The sequence below is a fragment of the Azospirillum sp. UENF 211521 genome, from assembly GCF_058780535.1.
In genome coordinates, this window is record NZ_JBSNCF010000001.1 from 1,008,225 (window position 1) to 1,026,452 (window position 18,228).

The following is an 18,228-nucleotide window of genomic DNA, read 5'->3' on the forward strand; positions in this document are numbered from 1 at the left end:
TAATTAATTACTCTTGGTGTTGCGCTGCATCGCCCTGGTGGTGAAAGTAATCGCGAGCGCATATATTTTAAAAGATGTCGAACGATTGCAATTTTTTGTTGATGTTGTGGATATTCAGTGGGTGGTGATCGCTGGGAGCTCGTGGCTTTCATGCGCCCCGGCCATTCAACCCGTGGGAAATCGGCGCAGGAAACGGAGAGCGGTCGGGTATCGCCGCGCCGGACGCCCTTCGTCATGAAGCTGTGTGGAGGGGCGGGGTGCAGCGATCGCTGGGGGTGGGGCCGCACCCTTTCCACCAGGGGTGATGGCTCCGCCGGCCCGCTGTCAGGCCCCGCAAGACCACGGATCGGAAAAAGGAAAAGCCGGAGCCCACCTCGCGGTGGGCTCCGGCTCTCCGGGGAAGCGGCCGGGCAGGGGGATGGAGGCCCCGCGCCGGCCGGGGGAGGTCAGCGCACCAGATCGAACGAGTAGTCGGTCTCGCCGACGATGTTCGTGTTGGCGTCCATATCCTCGAAGATCCGATCCAGGATGCGCACCAGAACGTTCAGAGCGCCCTGGTAGCCCCAGGTCGGGTAACGGTGATGGTGGTGGCGGTCGAAGATCGGGTAGGTCAGGCGGATGAGCGGGATCTTGGTGTCGCGCTCCAGATACTTGCCGTAGCTGTTGCCGATGATGTAGTCGACCTTGTCGGTGAACAGCAGCGAGCGCAGGTGCCAGAGGTCCTTGCCGCCGTAGGCCTTGCCGGACTTGCCGAACGGCGAGGCGTCGAGCACCTTCTGAACCTGCTTCTCCCACTTCTTCGAGCCGGAGGTGGACAGGATGTGCACCGGCTCGGCACCCAGCTCCATCAGGAACTTCGACATGCCCAGGCAGAAGTCCGGGTCGCCGTACACGGCGAAGCGCTTGCCGTGCAGGTGGGTGTGGCTGTCGGCGATGGCGTCGACGAGACGGCCGCGCTCCAGCTTCAGCTCCGCCGGGACCGGCTTGCCGGACAGCTCGGCCAGCTTCAGCAGAAGCTCGTCGGTGCCGGTGACGCCCATCGGGTAGTTGTACTTGGCGACCTGCTGGCCCTTCTCCTTGATGAACTGCAGGGACTGCGGGGTGCAGTATTCCTGCATGGAGATGGTGGCCTTGGCGTGGACGGCCTCCTTCGTGGCCTCCAGCGGGGTGCCGCCGTCATACATGCGGTACTCGCCGTCGGCCGGGGTGTCGAAGTTGTCCGACACGTCCGACAGGATCGTCAGGTCGATGCCGAACAGGCCGGCGATGCGCTTCAGCTCGCGGTTGTTGCCGACCGCGAAGCCGTCGAAGCCCGGGATCAGGTTGATCGTCTCGTTCTTCGGGGTGTCGAAGTTCTCCGACGTGCCCCAGAAGTGGGTCAGAACACCCTTGATCATGTTGTCGTAGCCGACGATGTGGCTGCCGACGAAGGCCGGGGTGTGGGCGAAGGGAACCGGGAAATCCGCCGGGACGCTTTCCTTGTTCTTCGCGTTGTTGATGAAGCCAGAGAGGTCGTCGCCGATGACTTCCGCCATGCAGGTGGTCAGCACGGCGATCATCTTCGGCTTGTACAGCGCGTAGGCGTTGGCCAGGCCGTCGATCATGTTGTTCAGGCCGCCGAACACCGCCGCGTCTTCCGTCATCGACGAGGAGACCGCTGAGTTCGGCTCCTTGAAGTGGCGGGTGAGGTGCGTGCGGTAGTAGGCGACGCAGCCCTGCGAACCATGGACGAAGGGCAGGGTGCCCTCGAAGCCCTGGGCCGCGAACATCGCGCCGATCGGCTGGCAGGCCTTCGTCGGGTTGATGACGACCGCCTCACGGGCGAAGTTCTTTTCCTTGTACTCTTCCGTCTTGGTCCACGCGGAAACCCGGGCGACCTCTTCGTCGGAGTGGCCGTACTCGAACTCCGTCTTCTTGCGCTCGAGCAGCTCCTTGTATTCGGGCTGACGGAAGAGCGTGAAGTGGTCGATGACCTTGTCGGCGCTCTGGGAAACGGGGTGGGACATGCTCATTACTCCTATCTTCCAGAGGCCGCTTTAGAACGGAGCCTTCATGATGCCCCAGACGGGGTTGTTGATGGCCAGATCCATGTCGCGGGCGAAGATCGCGAAGCCGTCGTAGCCGTGATACGGACCCGAGTAATCCCAGGAGTGCATCTGGCGGAAGGGCAGGCCCATCTTCTGGAAGACGTACTTTTCCTTGATGCCCGAGGCGACGAGGTCCGGACGCATCACCTCGACGAACTTCTCCAGCTCGAAGGCGGTGACGTCGTCGTAGATCAGCGTGCCTTCCTTCACGTAGTGCTGGGTGCGCTGATAGTCGTCGTTGTGGGCGAACTCGTAACCCGTGCCGACGATCTCCATGCCCAGGTCATGGTAGGCGTCGACCACGTGGCGCGGACGCAGGCCGCCGACGTAGATCATCACCTTCTTGCCTTCGAGCCGCGGCTTGAACTTGGCGATGACGGCGTCGACCATCGGCTGGTACTTGGCGATGACCTTCTCCGCGTTCTCCTTGATGGTGTCATCGAAGAGAGCGGCGATCTTGCGCAGGGACTCGGCGATCTGCGACGGGCCGAAGAAGTTGTACTCCATCCACGGAATACCGAACTTCTCTTCCATGTGGCGCGCGATGTAGTTCATCGAGCGGTAGCAGTGGATGAGGTTCACCTTCGCCTTCGGCGTGTTCTCCAGCTCGGCGAGCGTGCCGTCGCCCGACCACTGGGCGATCACGCGCAGGCCGATCTCTTCCAGCAGGATGCGGCTGGCCCAGGCGTCGCCACCGATGTTGTAGTCACCGATGATGGTGACGTCGTACGGGGTGGAGACGAAGCCTTCCTTCGGCTCGGTCTTCTCGAAGATCCAGTCGCGGATGACGTCGTTGGCGATGTGGTGGCCCAGCGACTGGGAGACGCCGCGGAAGCCTTCGCAACGGACCGGAACGACCGGCTTGCCCAGCTCCTCGGACTTGGCGCGGGCGACCGCCTCGATGTCGTCGCCGATCAGGCCGATCGGGCACTCGGACTGGATGGAGATGCCGTTGACGAGCGGGAACAGCTCGTTGATCTCCTCGATCACCTTGTGCAGCTTCTTGTCGCCGCCGAAGACGATGTCCTTCTCCTGGAAGTCGGAGGTGAAGTGCATCGTGCCCCAGCTGTCCACGCCGGTGTCGCCGACATAGTAGTTGCGGCGGCCGGACCAGGAGTAGTAGCCGCAGCCGACCGGGCCGTGGGAGATGTGGATCATGTCCTTGATCGGACCCCACACCACGCCCTTGGAACCGGCGTAGGCGCAACCACGGATGGTCATCACACCGGGGATCGACTTGATGTTCGACTTGACGCCGCAGTCCTTCGCCTCGGCTTCCAGCACGTTCAGGTGCTTGGCGCGGCGCTTGCGGGACTTCTCGGGATACGCTTCGAGAACCTTGTCGACGAGACCCTTGACGTCGACGCCTTCGTTCACGGACAGGCTCATGGTGCCAGTCTCCTGCATGCTCTCATTGTCCGCGCCACTTCAGCGCGGGACCGAGCCCCCTCTCCCACCCCGCGCGGATTGGCGGGGTGGGCTGGGGAGGGGGCCAGTTCAGACCTGTGCCCCGTCAGGGATCCAGGTGTCAGGCCTTGGCGGCTTCCTTGGCCTGGAGCTCGGCGAGCTGCTGCTCCTCCGACTTCATGATGCCGAAGTCCATCAGCATCTCTTCCAGCTCTTCCATCGTGATCGGGGTCGGGATGGTGCCCTTGCCCTTGTTCGCGTGGACCTTGTTGGCGAGCTGGCGGTATTCCTGGGCCTGCTGGCTGTCCGGCGCGTACTCGATCACGGTCATGCGGCGCAGCTCGGCGTGCTGCACGATGTTGTCGCGCGGCACGAAGTGGATGAGCTGGGTGCCGAGGCGGGCGGCCAGGGCCGAGGCGAGGTCGATTTCCTTGTCGGTCTGGCGCTCGTTGCAGATCAGGCCGCCGAGGCGCACGCCGCCGCTGTGCGCGTACTTCAGGATGCCCTTGGCGATGTTGTTGGCGGCGTAGAGCGCCATCATCTCACCGGACATGACGATGTAGATTTCCTGGGCCTTGTTCTCGCGGATGGGCATGGCGAAACCGCCGCACACCACGTCGCCCAGCACGTCGTAGGACACATAGTCCACGTCGTCGTACGCGCCGTTCTCTTCGAGGAAGTTGATCGAGGTGATCACGCCGCGGCCGGCGCAGCCGACCCCCGGCTCCGGACCGCCGGACTCGACGCACTTGATGCCCTTGTAGCCGATCTTGAGAACGTCCTCGAGCTCCAGATCCTCGACCGAGCCGGCTTCGGCGGCGAGGTGCAGCACGGTGTCCTGCGCCTTGGCGTGCAGGATCAGGCGGGTCGAGTCGGCCTTCGGATCGCAGCCGACGATCAGGATCTTCTGATCCAGCTCGACCAGCGCGGCCAGGGTGTTCTGGGAGGTGGTGGACTTGCCGATACCGCCCTTACCGTAGAACGCAATCTGGCGCAAAGACATGGGAGGTTACTCCTTTGCTTGGGTCTACAGGGTGTCTTCAATTCCGGGGCGGCCTGCCCAGCGGCCGCTTCGACCCCTTCTCTGCATCCCCCGTGCCAGTTCGCCGAAAAATTTTAAGTTATTGAAATTGAACAGTAAATTTGATTACGGACAAGCGCGGTCCGCTTTGTCGGGCCTGTGACATACCCGACAAAGCCCGACATTTTGTCGGGTCTCTCGCAATGAATTGGAAGGGATGGTGGAATGGCGCCCGATCGGCGCCTTCGCGCCGTCAGGCGGCGGCGTGGTTCAGCGCGTCGCGGGCGACGACGAGGCGCAGCGCCAGCGCCTCCAACTCGTCGCCGTCCTGGCCCATGTCATAGAGAAGCTGGGCCAGCGACTGGCCGCGGGCGAGCAGGCGGCGCGCCTTGGCCGGGTCGGCGGGACGGGCCAGCAGGATACCGACGAGGCGCTCACCGGCGATGCCGGCCAGCGCGCGGCTGCGCTCGGCCAGACGGCGCTCCAGCGTGTCGAGCACCGGCGGGCGCCCGGCATGGTCGAGGTCGGTGCAGAACTGGTGCAGGGAGCGGAGCTGGCGCAGCAGCGCCTCGAACAGCAGCTCGTCCAGGTCGCCGCCGTTGGCGGCCTTTCCGACAAGATCGAACAGCGTGTCGGAAAGCCGCCACGCCGCCGACAGACAATCGTTCATCGCCTTGCGGTCGGCGGGCTCGACAAACGCGTTGGCCTCCTCGCGGTGCTCCTCCTGGTCGTCGAGGTTCCGCATCGCGACGACGAGCAACCCGTCCACCGAGGCCAGCGTGGCGAGGCTGGCGTGCAGCGCCTTGATGCCGCGGTCGGCGCCGAAGCCGTCCATGGCCTCCGCCGCCCGACGCAGGGCGTGGCGGGTCAGGCGGCGCGACTGATAGACGACGTCGCGCAGGGCGATGGTGGCGCCCAGCGTCTCCAGCATCAGCCGCCGCGCCTCGAAGCGCAGCAGGGCGTGGGCGAGGCTGTCCATGGCGCCGGCGGTGGCGCCCGCCGCGTCGTCCTCCGCGCCCATCGCCGGCGCCTCGCCGCGGACCAGCCGGTCGGCGTCGGCGCGGGCGGCCGCCTCGATGGCCGAGACCACCGACAGCACGGCGCCGCGCCCGGCGCCGCGCAGCAGGGCGACCAGGGCGCGCAGGGCGGTGGCCACCTCCAGCGCGCCGGGCAGCCCGTCCTCGGCGCCACCCTTGTTGTGGACGACGCGGTCGATCAGATGGTCGCGCAGGCGGGGCAGCAGGACGTCCAGGATGATCGGCGCCGTGGGGCGCAGCAGCGCCTCCAGCAGTCGGCCCTGCGGCTGGCCGAGCATGGCGGCGAGCGGGTTGACCGGCTTTGGCACCAGACGCGGGCGGTGGGGCTCCAGCAGGGCCAGCACCTCGTCGCCGCGCAGCGGGGTGATGGTGCCGCGCAGCAGCCGGACGAGCGTCACGGCGTCGCGGGCCTCCTTGGCGCCGCGCAGCGGAACCGGCGCCCGGCCCGCGCGCATCGGCATCTTTTCCGAGACGGCGGAAGGAAGAAGAACGCGCGGGGGCTGTGCCGCCCGGTTGCGCGTCTCCTGTTCCTTTCGCTTCATCGGCCACATGGCCTTGCCTCGTCTTGCGGTGCTCTGAAACCTGTTTGATCAACTATGGTGTGGTTCAGTCACTCGTTCAAACGGATATTTTTAAGATATTTGGAGTAAGCCAAAAGTTACTGTGGTTGTTTAATAGAATTGTTTTTGAATTCGAAATGTATTGCGGAGTTGATGGCCGCGCCCCGCGGTGACGCGGCCCTTGGCGGACGCACCGGTTCGCGGTATCCATGAAAGAATTGTGGATTTGAGAGCGCGATGGCGGACGGTTCGGCGAGCGGTGGCTTGAGGGATGCGCGGGGGCGGCTGATCGATCCGGATTCGCCGCTCGCGCTGAAGGCGCACCGCACCAATCTGTTGAACGTGACGGCGGAAGCGCTGTGCGCGGAGGCTTTCAACGACGAGCCGCGGCGTCTGCGCATCGGCGGCACCCGCAGCGAGCACGCCGTGCTGTTCGAGGCGCTCGACGAGAGCCCGAACAGCCTGATCGCCGCCGACGTCTTCCAGCACTACATGGCCTTCACCTTCGGGCTGAACCCGGACTTTTCCGGGGCCGAGGGCGCGGACGGGCGGCGGCGCTACCGCGCCAGCTACCTGCGCCTGCTGAAGGGCTGGCTGTTCGACAGCAACAACGCCGAGGGCGCGGTTCTGAAGGGCTGGGTGGAGAGCCGGTTCGGCCTGCTGCCCACCTATCACAAGGAACCGATCCTCCGTTTCGCCTCCGACGCGTGGCGGATCTACGGCGAGGAGAAGGTCGCCACCCGCTTCCACAACAACAACATCAACCTGCAGCTCGACCTGCTGTACGAATATTGCCAGTGGTGGATGCGCCGCGGCTGGCCGGACGCGCCGATGCCGTCCCGCGCCAGCCACATCCGGCTCTACCGCGGCGTCAACGACTTCGAGGAGCACCACATCGTCGCGCGCCCCGACAAGCGCACGGCGGTTCTGCGCCTCAACAACCTCAGCTCCTTTTCCATCGAGCGCGACATCGCCGGCCAGTTCGGGGACTACATCCTCGAAACCTGGGTGCCGCTCACCAAGGTGGTCTTCTTCCGCGACATCCTGCCCCGTTACCCTTTCAAGGGGGAGGGCGAATATCTGGTCGTCGGCGGGGACTACAGGGTGGGGGTGTCGCTTCTCTGACAACCGATCACGGGACAGATCCGGCCCATGACTGACCATTCCATCCGCTCGCGCGCGCTGGGCGCCTATCTCGGGCTGGCCTGCGGCGACGCGCTGGGCGCTACCGTCGAGTTTCTGACAAAGGGCGAGATCGCCCACCAATACGGCGTGCACAAGCACATCAAGGGCGGCGGCTGGCTGAAGCTGGCCGCCGGGCAGGTGACCGACGACACCGAGATGTCGATCCATCTCGGCCGCGCCATCCTGGCCGCCCCGGAGTGGGACGCCCGCCGCGCCGCGGAGGAGTTCGCCGTCTGGCTGAAGGGCGTTCCCGTCGATGTCGGGGACACGACACGGCGCGGCATCCGCCGCTTCATCATGAACGGCACCCTCTCGGAGGCGGAGAGCGAGTATCACGCCGGCAACGGGGCGGCGATGCGCAACCTGCCGGTCGCCCTGGCGACGCTGGGCGACGACGACGCCTTCGAGCGTTGGACGGTGGAGCAGGCGCACATCACCCATTGCAACGCCATGTCCGACGCGGCGACCCTGACGCTCGGCCACATGGTGCGCCGTCTGGTGCTGGGCGGCGATGTGCGCGACGTGCGCGACGAGTCGAACAAGCTCATCGCGAAGCACCGGCAGTTCAAGTTCCAGCCCTACCGGGGCCTCGCCACCGCCTACATCGTCGATACGATGCAGACGGTCATGCATTACTATTTCCAGACCGATTCCGTGGAGTCCTGCGTCGTCGAGACCGTCAACCAGGGCGGCGACGCCGACACCACCGGCGCCATCGCCGGCATGCTGGCCGGCGCCACCTACGGGGTGGAGACCATCCCGCCGCGTTGGCTGCGCAAGCTCGACCGCGCCGTCTACAACGAAATCTGCGCCCAGGTGGACGGGCTGCTCGCCCGCTCCCCAGCGCTCAAGCAGGGGTGATTGCGACCATGGCCGACGTGATCTTCTTCGAAAAGCCCGGCTGCGCCGGCAACAACCGCCAGAAGGCGCTGCTGGCGGAGGCCGGGCACACCGTCCACGCCCGCGACCTGCTGTCGGAGCCCTGGACGGCGGCCAGTCTGCGCCCCTTCTTCGGCGACCGCCCGGTGGCCGAGTGGTTCAACCGCGCCGCCCCGGCCGTGAAGAGCGGGGAGGTCGATCCGGACGCGCTGGACGAGGCCTCGGCCCTGGCGCTGATGCTGACGACGCCGCTGTTGATCCGCCGCCCGCTGATGCAGGTGGGCGACCGCCGCGACTGCGGCTTCGAGGCGGAGCGGGTGGACGCCTGGATCGGGCTGGCCGCCGGGGCGCCGGAGGGCAAGCTGGAAGGCTGCGCCCGCGCCGGGATGCCGCCCTGCCCACCACCCGCAAAGGGGTGACGGGACAACCCGGACTGTCGTAGGTTTGCCCCCGTCCTGTCTGATACCCGACAATCCTGCGATGGGGGCCGATCCATGTGCGAACTCCTGGGCATGAGCGCCAACGTGCCCACGGACATCTGCTTCAGCTTTCGCGGCCTGATGCGCCGCGGCGGGCAGACCGGTCCGCACCGCGACGGCTGGGGCATCGCCTTCTACGAGGGGAAGGGCTGCCGCGCCTTCCACGACCCGGCGCCGAGCTGCGAGTCGGAGATCGCGCGGCTGGTCAGCAGCTATTCGATCAAGTCCTGCGTGGTGATCTCCCACATCCGGCGCGCCAACCGCGGCCGGGTGTCGCTGGAGAACACCCACCCCTTCACGCGGGAGCTGTGGGGCCGCGTCTGGACCTTCGCCCACAACGGCCAGCTCAAGGGCATCAAGGAGCGGACGCTGACCTTCTACGAGCCGGTCGGGACGACGGACAGCGAGCACGCCTTCTGCTGGCTGCTCGACCAGATCCGCATGCAGTATCCGGAACCGCCCAAGAGCAGCGGCGCCCTGATGCGGCTGATCCGCGACCTCGCCACCGACCTCGGCACGCTGGGCGTCTTCAACATGCTGCTCAGCGACGGGCGGTACCTGTGGTGCCATTGCGCGACCAACCTCGCCTGGCTGACGCGGAAGGCCCCCTTCGGCCCGGCGACGCTGATCGACGAGGACATGAGCGTCGATTTTGCCAAGGAGACGACGCCCGACGACGTGGTGACGGTGGTCGCCACCCGTCCCCTGACCCGCGACGAGGATTGGACCGTCATGAAGGGCGGCGAGATGGTCGTGTTCAAGGGCGGCAATCGGGTGCGCTGACCGGGGATTGTTCTGATCCATGCAACGAAGATTGGCAAAATCGAGGCTCAATCGATTGGCGTAAGCGGGCTTATGGTCACTTCCGAGACAAACCGAAGCGGTGACGGTGCCGGACCGGCGCCCCGCTTCCCGGACAGGAAGACGTGACCATGAAGATCCTTCGCATCGACTCCAGCCCGCTGGGCGACGCCTCCGTTTCGCGCCAGCTCACCGCCTCCATCGTCGCGGCGCTGCGCCAGGCGACGCCGGACGCCGAGGTGTCCGTCCGCGACCTGACCGTCGCCCCGCCGGACCACCTGACCGGCGAACTGATGCAGGTGGTGAAGTTCCGCAACCTGGAGGGCCTGACCGCCCGCCAGCAGGAGGAGCTGGCCCTGACCGACGCGCTGGTCGATGAGTTCCTGGCCGCCGATGTCGTGGTGATCGGCGCCCCGATGTACAACTTCACGGTCCCGACCCAGCTCAAGGCCTGGATCGACCGCATCGCCCAGGCGGGCCGCACCTTCCGCTACACCGAGACGGGCCCGGTCGGTCTGGCCGGCGGCAAGAAGGTCTACATCGCCTCGACCCGCGGCGGCGTCTATTCGACCAACGCCGCGATGAGCGCGCTGGACCACCAGGAGGCCTTCCTGCGCACGGTGCTGGGCTTCCTGGGCGTCACCGACGTGACGGTGATCCGCGCCGAGGGCGTCGGCATGGGTCCGGACGCCCGCGCCAAGGCGCTGGCCGCCGCCCAGCAGGAGATCGACGCCCTGGCGACCCCGGTCGCGGCGTAAGGGGTGACTGTCCCCTCTCCCCAGAGGGGAGAGGGGAGCTTCGCGATGCGCTCGCTTTAATTGGCTCCCATCGCCTCGCTGATCCGCCGGATGGCCTCGCCCAGAGGCAGATCGAGGCGGGTGATGTTCTGCAGCTCCAGGAAGCGCGCCTCGTTCTTCGACAACTCGCCCTCGATCACCGCCCAGTGCTTGTCCGACGAGCGCTTGGCGATCTGGCGGGCGAAGGTGCGCTGGATTTCCTGATCGAAGCGGCAGCCGAGATAGAGGAAACTCCGGCCCGCCCGGCGTTCCTGCACGACGGCGGGAATCGGCGTCTGGATGTCGATCTCCGTCAGGATCTCGACGAAGTCGCTGTCGGAAATCAGGTAGTTCCCGGCCGGGGCGGCGCTGCCCGACGGCTTGTAGAGCAGGGTCTCCCAGCCCGACGCCGCGGCGGCTTCGACCTCCGCGCCGCCGGGCGCGTAGTATTTCACCCATTCGCCGACGCCCTGCGGGTGGGACAGGCCCTGGATCTGGCCCCAGCTCCGCCCCGCATCGGCGGTCAGCAGGCTTTCCAGCGTGTTGTCGTACCAGACATCGACGATCATCGGCGGGGCGGGCAGGGTGGCCAGCCACGCGTGGACCGGCGTGGCCGGAACCTCGCGCTTGAAGATCTCGTTCAGGATGCCGTCCAGTGTCTTGCGGTGACGGCGCGATTCGATGAACTGGGCGACGGCGGTCAGCTGGCTGCGGATGCGGCCCGGTGCGGCGACCTTGGCGTTCAGCCGCTGCGCCAGTTCCAGCGAGGTGCGCGGGATCGGGCAGTCGGCCTCCGGCAGCAGCGCGAAGGCGCCCGGCCCGAGATAGGGCACCACGCCCCGCGCCTTCAGCGCCGCGGCGATCTCCGCGATGATGGTGTCGGTGTCCGTGCTGTCGATGACGGCGGTGTCGGTCATGCTAACCCCGTTCGGCTGGCGTTTGCCCCCTCCCTGACCCTCCCCCGCTGGGCGGGGGAGGGGAATGGCGCAGGGGAGGGAAAATTGCTTACAAATAGATCGCCGCGCCCGCACCCGTGTTGACGGTGGCGTCCTTCAGCGTGTCCACGATGAACTGTACCTCGTCGGCGGTGACCTTGTGGTGCAGCGGCAGGGCCAGCACGCGGTCGACCGTCTTCTGGCAGACCGGGCAGTCGGCCCGGCTGGCGCCGCGCTCCTGGTAATATTGCTGGGTGTAGAGCGCCTGCCCGTAGTCCGACGCCTCGACGTCGTGCGTCGCCAAGTCCTCCAGCACCGCCTTGCGCCCCGACGCGGTGAAGCGGGTGCCGAGGTGGACGGCGTAGACCATCGGGTGCACGTCGTCGGCGCCCGGCCCCTTGTAGGGCGGCTTGATGCCCTCGAAGGAGGCCATGGCCGCCTCGTAGTGGGCGACCACCGCCCGGCGCTTCGCCAGGATTTCCGGCAGGCGCTTCAACTGGACGAGGCCGAGCGCGGCGGTCAGGTTGCTCATGCCCGCCTGGAAGGGGATGGTCCGGGTGATGACCACCGTGTTGCGGTGTTCCATCTCGCGCCGGCGCAGGTAGCGGAGCTGGTGGGCGAGGTTGCGGTCGTCGGTGACGATCATCCCGCCTTCGCCCGTCACCAGCACGCCGGGTTCGGAAAAGTCGAAGACCGCGCAGTCGCCGAAGCTGCCGACCAGCTTCCCCTTGTAGGAGGAGCCGATGGCCTCGGTCGAATCCTCGATCAGGATCAGCCCCTTGTCGGTGGCGAGCGCGCGCAGCTCGTCCCAGTGGGCGGGGTGGCCGTTGACGTTGCCGGCGAGGATGGCCTTGGTCCGCGGCGTGATCCTGGCCTCGGCCTTCGCCGGGTTGATGGTGTGCTGCCAGTAGTCGATGTCGACGAAGACCGGCTCGGCGCCGGCCAGCGCGATGGCGTGCTGCACCTGATGCCAGCCGAAGGGGGAGCAGAGAACCTCGTCCCCCGGTCCGATGCCGTAGGCCTTGAGCACCATCAGCATGGCGATGGTGCCGCTGGACACCGCGACCGCGTGGGCGCGGCCGAGCCAGGCGGCGAAGGCCTGCTCGAACCCCTCCGTCATCCGCCCGTCACAGAGGCTGCCGGAGGTGAGGATGCGGCTGATGACCGCCACCTCCGCTTCCGAAATGTCCGGGTCGATCAGCGGGATGTAGTCGCCAAGCTCCGCGTCGTCTTCGGCCGAGTTGTCCGGGGGCATCGTCATTCCGCGATCCTTATTCAATCGTCCTCGTCCCGTTGCGCGATCACCACGCCGGTCGCCGTCTCCGGCTTGTTGGTGATGAGCCAGCAATGGTTGGTGCCGTCCACGAGGTAGAGGTTGAAGCCGGGCTCCTCCCGGAAGGCGTCCTCCGCCATCACCGCGGCGTGCGCCCCGGTGACGTTGGACAGGTCCGGGTTCGCCTCGCGCACGGCGCGGACCACGGCGTCGAGCCGGGTGCCGTCCGCGAAGAGGCCGCCGGCCAGGGCGGCGATGGCGTCGATCCGTTCCGGGGACAGGGCCATGACGGTCACTCCGCGCCGCGCTTCTTGGCTTCGACGGTGATGGGCAGGCGGGTGTCCGCCGGCATCTCCGGCAGGTCGAGCGTCCAGCCGTTGGCGACCTTGACCCAGCCGCCCCACAGGCCCGGCTTCTCCATCTCGGTGATGGGCTCCTCCAGGTCCTTCTTGGCGACGTAGATCGTGTATTGCTCACCGGCCTTGCGCACCATCACCTTCATGTCACTCTCCAGTCGTCGTTCGTTTTGGGCACTCGCGGGTGTCAGGCCGCCATCCGCGCGTAGAGCGCGGGAAACTCGTTGAGGACCGATTCCACCTCCGCCGCCGTGCTGTAGCGGCTGAGGGAGAAGCGCAGGCTGGCCGCGGCCTCCGCCGGGGACAGGCCCATGGCGGTCAGGACGTGGCTCGGCTCGTTGCCGCCGGACGCGCAGGCCGCCCCCATGGAGACGGCGATGCCGGCGCGGTCGAGCCGCATCAGCAACTCCTCCGCGTCCAGCGGGCGGCCCTGCGGGTCGGCGAAACGGATGTTGCTGGTGTTGGACAGGCGGTCAGCCCCCTCGCCGTTGACCCGGCTGCCCGGCCAGGCGGCAAGAACGCCGCGCTCCAGCCGGTCGCGCAGGATCGCCATGCCGCCGGCCTCCGCCACGCTGGTGGCGGCGCGGCCGGCGGCGACGCCGAAGCCGACGATGGCCGGCACATTCTCGGTCCCGCCGCGGCGGTGGCGCTCCTGATGGCCGTGAATCAGCGGGGCGAAGGGCACGCCCTTGCGGATGAAGAGGGCGCCGATGCCCTTCGGCCCGTGCATCTTGTGGGCGGACAGGGTCAGCAGGTCGGCGTTCACCGCGTCGACCTTGATGGGCAGCCGCCCGGCGGCCTGCACCGCGTCGGTGTGGAACAGGGCGCCGCGCGCCTGGGCGATGTCGGCGGCGGCGCCGACCGGCTGGATCGCCCCGGTCTCGTTGTTCGCCCATAGGACGGAGACCAGCGCCGTGTCGGGCGTCACCGCGTCGCGCAGGTCGGCGAGCGCGATGGTGCCGGTGCCGTCCACCGGCAGGACGGTGACCCGCCAGCCCTGCCGTTCCAGATCCTTCGCCAGCATCAGCGTTGAGGGATGCTCGATCGCCGTGGTGACGATGTGGCGGCGCTCCGGACGCTCGGCGGCCAGCGCGCGCAGCGTGCCGAGCAGGGCCGTGTGGTTGGCCTCCGTCGCGCTGGCGGTGAAGAGGATGTCAGCCGCCTTCGCGCCGACCAGCGCCGCCACCCGGGCGCGCGCCTCGCCCACCGCCCGCTTGGCGGCCATGCCGGCGGCGTGCGGGCTGGAGGGGTTGCCGAACTCCCCGGACAGGTGCGGCAGCATCGCCTCCCGCACCTCGGGCGCCAGCGGGGTCGTCGCGTTGTTGTCGAGATAGATCATGGGTCCATCGCAGGCCGTGGCACGGAGGGGGCGGTCAGTCCATCACGCCGGGGACGCCGCGGCGGCGGCCGTCGGCGGGCGTGATCTCCTCCTCCAGGCAGCCGACGACGACGCCGGCCGGGAACTCCACCAGATAGACGGGGATCTGGGTGCCCTCGGCGTGGCCGATGCGCACGATGGTGCCGGGCGTGCCCTTGGGAGCCAGCAGCGCGCCATCCTCGGCGTTGGGGTGGCTGCCGTCGTTGTGCAGGTCCACCGCGGCGGTGACCATCAGGCCCCAGTCGTAGAGCGGCTCGCGGGGCGGGATGAAGCCGGGTTTCTTCGCTTCGGTGACGGCGTCGCTCATCGCGTGCTCCTCAGGCGGGAAGGTCATTGCGGGTCGTTGCAGCGGGCGTCGACCAGTTCGAGTTCCTTGGCGCGCATGCCGACGATGATGCGCTTCTCGTAAAAATCGACGCCGTAGATGTAATACATCTGCAAGTAGGTGCCGATCGACTTCACATAGCCGATGTCCCCGGTGCGGATCAGGAAGTCGCCCATCGGGCGTCCGGGGTAGGTGCCGTCGTTGCGCACGTCGCGAAGGGCGCGGACCTTCTGGCCCTCCTCGAAGGCGGGGCGGTCTTCCAGCTCGATCGTCTCGTTCGGATCGCGGGCGCGCTCGCGCATTCGGTGCTCCTTGGTGCGGGTGCGTCAGTCGGGGATCAGGTCTCCGGTGGCGGGCAGTCCGGCGCGGCGCTTCTGCGCCACGGTGCGGACGTCGTCCACCGGGTCTTCGGTCAGCGGGGCGAGGTCTTCGGGCGGCAGCCGGCTGGCGACGACGAAGCGCACGCACCAGTCGGCGTCGCGGATCAGGGCGGCCAGCTTTTCCGGAGGCAGGCGGCGGGCGACGACCATGCGCACGCGGGCGCTGTCGTCCCAGGCCATGCTCATCAGCCATTCCAGCCCGATGCGGTTGGCGACCTCCAGCCGGATTTCCGGGTCCTCGTCGTGCATCATCGCCGGCAGCATGCCCTCCGGCACGCGGCGGGCGACGCGCAGGCGCACGGAATAGTCGGGGTCGCGCATCAACGGCGAGAGGTCGGCGTCTTCCAGCCGGGAGGCGACGGCGATGCGCACCTCGCGGTCGGGGTCGCCGCGCATCTTCAGCAGCAGGCGGCGGGGCAGGCGGCGGGCGACGGCGGCGCGCACCGTCTCGTCCGGATCGTCCATCAGCCGCGGCACGATGAAGATCGGCGCGAAGCGGGCGGCGTTGGCGCGGACCTCGAAATAGGGATGGTCGAGATGCTCTCCCGCCAGATCGTCGTTCCATTGGAAGAAGCGCTGGATGCGTTTGGCGTAGCGATCCTGCACGCAGGCGCGCAACGGTTCGCAGCGGCCCTCGGCCAGACGGTCGCGATAGGCGCAGCCGTCGCAATCGACGGGGTTGCCCAGCCAGTCCAGCGCCTTGTCGATGTCGTCGCTCATGCGTCGTCCTCCGGACCGGCTTCGTCTTGGCCGGTTTCATGACGGTCGGCGGCGGCGAGCAGGCGGGTGGTTCCGAAGCGGTCCTTCGGGTCCAGGTCCCGGACCTTGTTCAGGGCCTCGCGTCCTTCGGCCAGACGGCCCAGGCGCAGATGCAGGTAGCCGACCGCGGTCAGGGCGAACAGGAACAGGCGCGGGGCCGGCTCCAGACCCGCGAAGTCCGCGTGATCGTTGCCAACCATGCGCCAGTCGGCATGGTTCAGGCCGATGGCCGCCATGGCGTGGCCGAGCATCCGCTCGCCGTAGAGCAGGGCGGTGTCCAGGTTCGCCTTGTAGAAGTGGAACTTGTAATGGCCGAGATCGACCAGCCGGTGCCCCGGCGCCAGCTCGGCGGCGCGGGCGAGGTAACGCTCCGCCGCCTCGGCGTCGGCGTGGCTGGCGGCGGCGAGATGCAGGAACCGCTCCGCCTCGGGCGGCAGGTCGCCGCCGTAGTAACGGCGGTTGAGCCAGCCTTCATCCACCTCGTCCAGCATGGCGGTGCGCTCCATGGACACCCTCTCCCGTGATGGGACGGGAGAGGGGTTTCGGGCGATCAGGCCGGGACGCAGCAGTCGGCCGGGCAGACCGAGGCGCATTGCGGGCTAGAGAACTGGCCCTTGCACTCGGTGCACAGGTCCGCGTTGATGGCGTAGGCGCCCTTCTTGAAGCTGATGGCGTTGTTCGGGCACTCGGCCTCGCAGGCGCCGCAGGCGGTGCAGTCGGAAGCCTTGATCTTGTAAGCCATGACACTCTCCTTGCAGGTGGGGCGGCTGTTGCGGTGGGCCGCCGGGTAAATCCGTGTGTTCTGGTCGGTCTCTTGGGTATCAGGCGCGCAGGGCGGTGAAGGCGCCGGTGCGGATCACCGCGTCCTGCCCCTCGCGAGCGTTGATCGCACCTTGGCCGAGACGCTCGGCGTAGTCCTTGAAGTAGGTCAATGCCGACTCCTCGATGTATTCGAAGGCGAAGCGGTCAACCGGTTCGATGCCAGCGTCCTTGAGGTTCTGCGACGGGCAGCCGCCGATCTTGGCGACGAAGACCGCGGTGCAGTCGTTGATCGCCGACAGCACGCCGCCGAGCGCGTCCTCGTCGCCCGAGCCGCCTTCGCAATACTGGTCGACGCGGCGGTGGCCGACGAACTTAGCGCCCTTCGGACCGACCTCGTAGATCTGGAATTCCTTGGCGTGACCGAAATGCTCGTTGATGCGCTCGCCGCCCTTGGTGGCGACGGCGATCAGGATCGGCTGCACTTCGGTGCCGACCGTCTCGGCGACGTCGGCCTGTGCTGCGGCCTTGGCGGCGTGACGCCCGGCGCGCTCGCCCTCGACATGCTCGCGGTAGGTGCGGGCGGCCTCCTGGTCGTACTCCACCTCGCCCATCGCCTCGATCTGGTCGATGGTGAATTCGGACCCGCGATCCTCGCCCAGCAGGCCGACCGCGTCGGCGCGGCACTGGCGGCAGTGGCGCATCAGCTTGGCCCCGCCCTCGCACTGGTCCTGCAGGACCTTCAGCTCCTGCGCGGTCGGGCCGCGCTGGCCGGTCAGGCCGAAATGCGTGCCGTGCGCCGGGTCGGAGATCAGCGGCATGATGTTGTGCAGGAAGGCGCCGCGCGACTTCACCGCCTTGTTCACGTCCATCAGGTGCTCGTCGTTGATCCCCGGGATCATGACGGAGTTCACCTTCACCAGGATGCCGCGCGACGTCAGCATCTCCAGCCCGAGCATCTGGCGCTCGTGCAGGATCTTGGCGGCGTCCAGGCCGGTCCAGCGCTTGTGGTCGTGGAAGATCCAGGGGTAGATGTGCTGCCCGACCTCGGGATCGACCATGTTGATGGTGATCGTGACGTGGTCGATGTTGTAGTTCGCGATGGTGTCCACATGGTCGGGCAGGGCCAGACCGTTGGTGGACAGGCACAGCTTCAGGTCCGGCGCCTTCTTCGCCAGCATCTCGAAGGTCTTGAAGGTGTTCTTGCCGCCCGCCGCCAGGCTGTCGCCGGGGCCGGCGATGCCGATGACGGAGAGCTGCGGGATTTCCTTGGCCACCGCCATGATCTTGCGGAGCGCCTGATCGGGGGTCAGCTTCTCGGAGACCACGCCCGGCCGGCTCTCGTTCGAGCAGTCGTATTTGCGGTTGCAGTAGTTGCACTGGATGTTGCAGGCCGGCGCCACCGCGACGTGCATGCGGGCGAAATAGTGATGCGCCTCCTCGGAGTAGCAGGGGTGGTTCTTCACCTTCTCCCACACCTCCGGCGCCATGTCGGCCGGGCCGTCCGAAGACCCGCAGGAGGAGGACGCGCAGCCGGAGGCGGCGGCGGGCGGCGCCTCGGCGGGGGCCTTCAGCTCACCCACGCCCAGGATGCTGTCGAGCGAAATAACGTTGGCCATCGTCCACTCCCTTCCCAGCCGCGCCGTCGGCGCCCTTGGTCTGGTCGTTAAAAGCAAGTTCGGGGCCAATCGGGTGATTTGTGGAGTTTCAATGGGTTATGGTGATGTGTCGGGCGTGTGGCCATGTCGGCAATCCGACAAAGGCGGACAAAGCCAAACAATGGCCGACAAACACGCCGCCTGTCGGGGACCCGACACGGGGGTAGGGGGTG

At 67.4% G+C, this 18,228-nt stretch carries 20 protein-coding genes; 5 read left to right on the forward strand and 15 right to left on the reverse strand.

Translation table 11 applies throughout. The features are described from left to right. Window positions 1–446: 446 nt before the first annotated feature. From nifK to ACWPN5_RS04675, 4 genes are all read right to left on the reverse strand, one after another. On the reverse strand, window positions 447–2,006 hold the full coding sequence (gene nifK / locus ACWPN5_RS04660) for a nitrogenase molybdenum-iron protein subunit beta (protein ID WP_200477592.1): 1,560 nt from the start codon (window positions 2,004–2,006) through the stop codon (window positions 447–449). A 30-nt stretch (window positions 2,007–2,036) separates the two neighbouring features. After that, complete coding sequence (gene nifD / locus ACWPN5_RS04665; RefSeq protein WP_014239785.1) at window positions 2,037–3,476, reverse strand: nitrogenase molybdenum-iron protein alpha chain; 1,440 nt, start codon at window positions 3,474–3,476, stop codon at window positions 2,037–2,039. Between the two features lie 139 nt (window positions 3,477–3,615). Continuing rightward, on the reverse strand, window positions 3,616–4,497 hold the full coding sequence (nifH, locus tag ACWPN5_RS04670; RefSeq protein ID WP_014239786.1) for a nitrogenase iron protein: 882 nt from the start codon (window positions 4,495–4,497) through the stop codon (window positions 3,616–3,618). A 271-nt stretch (window positions 4,498–4,768) separates the two neighbouring features. Further along, the gene (locus ACWPN5_RS04675) at window positions 4,769–6,094 is read right to left on the reverse strand and encodes a hypothetical protein (RefSeq protein WP_247888748.1); all 1,326 of its coding nucleotides are present in this window, start codon (window positions 6,092–6,094) and stop codon (window positions 4,769–4,771) included. Window positions 6,095–6,349: 255 nt separating this feature from the next. On the opposite strand from ACWPN5_RS04675, the gene ACWPN5_RS04680 reads away from it, so the two are divergent. The 5 genes from ACWPN5_RS04680 (at window position 6,350) to ACWPN5_RS04700 (ending at window position 10,214) form a co-directional block, all read left to right on the forward strand. Beyond that, window positions 6,350–7,237: an NAD(+)--dinitrogen-reductase ADP-D-ribosyltransferase gene (locus ACWPN5_RS04680; protein ID WP_492294506.1), complete on the forward strand. Its 888-nt coding sequence runs from the start codon at window positions 6,350–6,352 to the stop codon at window positions 7,235–7,237. 27 nt (window positions 7,238–7,264) lie between these two features. Next, window positions 7,265–8,158 carry an ADP-ribosyl-[dinitrogen reductase] hydrolase gene (gene draG, locus ACWPN5_RS04685; protein ID WP_200477594.1) on the forward strand — a complete coding sequence of 298 codons (894 nt, stop codon included), beginning with the start codon at window positions 7,265–7,267 and terminating at the stop codon, window positions 8,156–8,158. Window positions 8,159–8,166: 8 nt separating this feature from the next. Next, complete coding sequence (locus ACWPN5_RS04690) at window positions 8,167–8,595, forward strand: ArsC/Spx/MgsR family protein (RefSeq protein ID WP_200477595.1); 429 nt, start codon at window positions 8,167–8,169, stop codon at window positions 8,593–8,595. A 75-nt stretch (window positions 8,596–8,670) separates the two neighbouring features. Continuing rightward, window positions 8,671–9,438 carry a class II glutamine amidotransferase gene (locus ACWPN5_RS04695; protein ID WP_456522571.1) on the forward strand — a complete coding sequence of 256 codons (768 nt, stop codon included), beginning with the start codon at window positions 8,671–8,673 and terminating at the stop codon, window positions 9,436–9,438. A gap of 149 nt (window positions 9,439–9,587) precedes the next feature. Then, window positions 9,588–10,214, forward strand: coding sequence for an FMN-dependent NADH-azoreductase (locus ACWPN5_RS04700; protein ID WP_014239794.1), 627 nt, complete (start codon window positions 9,588–9,590; stop codon window positions 10,212–10,214). 56 nt (window positions 10,215–10,270) lie between these two features. Here the strand turns inward: ACWPN5_RS04700 and ACWPN5_RS04705 are convergent, their stop codons facing one another. The 11 genes from ACWPN5_RS04705 to nifB form a co-directional block, all read right to left on the reverse strand. Then, window positions 10,271–11,149: an SIR2 family protein gene (locus ACWPN5_RS04705; protein WP_200477597.1), complete on the reverse strand. Its 879-nt coding sequence runs from the start codon at window positions 11,147–11,149 to the stop codon at window positions 10,271–10,273. Between the two features lie 88 nt (window positions 11,150–11,237). Beyond that, on the reverse strand, window positions 11,238–12,428 hold the full coding sequence (locus tag ACWPN5_RS04710) for a DegT/DnrJ/EryC1/StrS family aminotransferase (RefSeq protein ID WP_492294510.1): 1,191 nt from the start codon (window positions 12,426–12,428) through the stop codon (window positions 11,238–11,240). 14 nt (window positions 12,429–12,442) lie between these two features. Further along, window positions 12,443–12,727: a DUF6129 family protein gene (locus ACWPN5_RS04715; RefSeq protein WP_103040295.1), complete on the reverse strand. Its 285-nt coding sequence runs from the start codon at window positions 12,725–12,727 to the stop codon at window positions 12,443–12,445. A gap of 5 nt (window positions 12,728–12,732) precedes the next feature. Then, on the reverse strand, window positions 12,733–12,942 hold the full coding sequence (gene nifT / locus ACWPN5_RS04720; RefSeq protein ID WP_035672252.1) for a putative nitrogen fixation protein NifT: 210 nt from the start codon (window positions 12,940–12,942) through the stop codon (window positions 12,733–12,735). 41 nt (window positions 12,943–12,983) lie between these two features. Beyond that, on the reverse strand, window positions 12,984–14,135 hold the full coding sequence (locus ACWPN5_RS04725; RefSeq protein WP_492294512.1) for a cysteine desulfurase family protein: 1,152 nt from the start codon (window positions 14,133–14,135) through the stop codon (window positions 12,984–12,986). Window positions 14,136–14,169: 34 nt separating this feature from the next. Further along, entirely contained in the window at window positions 14,170–14,481 is a 312-nt protein-coding gene (locus ACWPN5_RS04730) for a nitrogen fixation protein NifZ (RefSeq protein WP_014239798.1), read from the reverse strand. A 23-nt stretch (window positions 14,482–14,504) separates the two neighbouring features. Next, complete coding sequence (locus tag ACWPN5_RS04735) at window positions 14,505–14,801, reverse strand: nitrogen fixation protein NifZ (RefSeq protein WP_114860847.1); 297 nt, start codon at window positions 14,799–14,801, stop codon at window positions 14,505–14,507. Between the two features lie 24 nt (window positions 14,802–14,825). After that, a complete protein-coding gene (locus ACWPN5_RS04740; RefSeq protein ID WP_145689087.1) occupies window positions 14,826–15,599 on the reverse strand; it encodes a 4Fe4S-binding leucine-rich repeat protein in 774 nt (257 codons plus the stop codon). Further along, window positions 15,596–16,144: a hypothetical protein gene (locus ACWPN5_RS04745; RefSeq protein WP_492294515.1), complete on the reverse strand. Its 549-nt coding sequence runs from the start codon at window positions 16,142–16,144 to the stop codon at window positions 15,596–15,598. The genes ACWPN5_RS04740 and ACWPN5_RS04745 overlap by 4 nt, the downstream gene beginning before the upstream one ends. A gap of 44 nt (window positions 16,145–16,188) precedes the next feature. Further along, complete coding sequence (locus ACWPN5_RS04750) at window positions 16,189–16,380, reverse strand: 4Fe-4S binding protein (RefSeq protein WP_014239802.1); 192 nt, start codon at window positions 16,378–16,380, stop codon at window positions 16,189–16,191. A gap of 79 nt (window positions 16,381–16,459) precedes the next feature. After that, window positions 16,460–18,016 carry a nitrogenase cofactor biosynthesis protein NifB gene (nifB, locus tag ACWPN5_RS04755; protein ID WP_492294517.1) on the reverse strand — a complete coding sequence of 519 codons (1,557 nt, stop codon included), beginning with the start codon at window positions 18,014–18,016 and terminating at the stop codon, window positions 16,460–16,462. Window positions 18,017–18,228: the final 212 nt, after the last annotated feature.

Bases quoted from the DNA above. Each gene is read 5' to 3' on its own strand.
- nifK (WP_200477592.1), bottom strand. From the start codon at position 2,006: ATGTCCCACCCCGTTTCCCAGAGCGCCGACAAGGTCATCGACCACTTC.
- ACWPN5_RS04740 (WP_145689087.1), bottom strand. From the start codon at position 15,599: ATGAGCGACGACATCGACAAGGCGCTGGACTGGCTGGGCAACCCCGTC.
- ACWPN5_RS04715 (WP_103040295.1), bottom strand. From the start codon at position 12,727: ATGGCCCTGTCCCCGGAACGGATCGACGCCATCGCCGCCCTGGCCGGC.
- nifB (WP_492294517.1), bottom strand. From the start codon at position 18,016: ATGGCCAACGTTATTTCGCTCGACAGCATCCTGGGCGTGGGTGAGCTG.
- ACWPN5_RS04730 (WP_014239798.1), bottom strand. From the start codon at position 14,481: ATGAGCGACGCCGTCACCGAAGCGAAGAAACCCGGCTTCATCCCGCCC.
- ACWPN5_RS04675 (WP_247888748.1), bottom strand. From the start codon at position 6,094: ATGAAGCGAAAGGAACAGGAGACGCGCAACCGGGCGGCACAGCCCCCG.
- ACWPN5_RS04710 (WP_492294510.1), bottom strand. From the start codon at position 12,428: ATGACGATGCCCCCGGACAACTCGGCCGAAGACGACGCGGAGCTTGGC.
- ACWPN5_RS04700 (WP_014239794.1), top strand. From the start codon at position 9,588: ATGAAGATCCTTCGCATCGACTCCAGCCCGCTGGGCGACGCCTCCGTT.
- nifT (WP_035672252.1), bottom strand. From the start codon at position 12,942: ATGAAGGTGATGGTGCGCAAGGCCGGTGAGCAATACACGATCTACGTC.
- ACWPN5_RS04695 (WP_456522571.1), top strand. From the start codon at position 8,671: ATGTGCGAACTCCTGGGCATGAGCGCCAACGTGCCCACGGACATCTGC.
- ACWPN5_RS04690 (WP_200477595.1), top strand. From the start codon at position 8,167: ATGGCCGACGTGATCTTCTTCGAAAAGCCCGGCTGCGCCGGCAACAAC.
- nifD (WP_014239785.1), bottom strand. From the start codon at position 3,476: ATGAGCCTGTCCGTGAACGAAGGCGTCGACGTCAAGGGTCTCGTCGAC.
- ACWPN5_RS04725 (WP_492294512.1), bottom strand. From the start codon at position 14,135: ATGATCTATCTCGACAACAACGCGACGACCCCGCTGGCGCCCGAGGTG.
- draG (WP_200477594.1), top strand. From the start codon at position 7,265: ATGACTGACCATTCCATCCGCTCGCGCGCGCTGGGCGCCTATCTCGGG.
- nifH (WP_014239786.1), bottom strand. From the start codon at position 4,497: ATGTCTTTGCGCCAGATTGCGTTCTACGGTAAGGGCGGTATCGGCAAG.
- ACWPN5_RS04745 (WP_492294515.1), bottom strand. From the start codon at position 16,144: ATGGAGCGCACCGCCATGCTGGACGAGGTGGATGAAGGCTGGCTCAAC.
- ACWPN5_RS04680 (WP_492294506.1), top strand. From the start codon at position 6,350: ATGGCGGACGGTTCGGCGAGCGGTGGCTTGAGGGATGCGCGGGGGCGG.
- ACWPN5_RS04705 (WP_200477597.1), bottom strand. From the start codon at position 11,149: ATGACCGACACCGCCGTCATCGACAGCACGGACACCGACACCATCATC.
- ACWPN5_RS04735 (WP_114860847.1), bottom strand. From the start codon at position 14,801: ATGCGCGAGCGCGCCCGCGATCCGAACGAGACGATCGAGCTGGAAGAC.
- ACWPN5_RS04750 (WP_014239802.1), bottom strand. From the start codon at position 16,380: ATGGCTTACAAGATCAAGGCTTCCGACTGCACCGCCTGCGGCGCCTGC.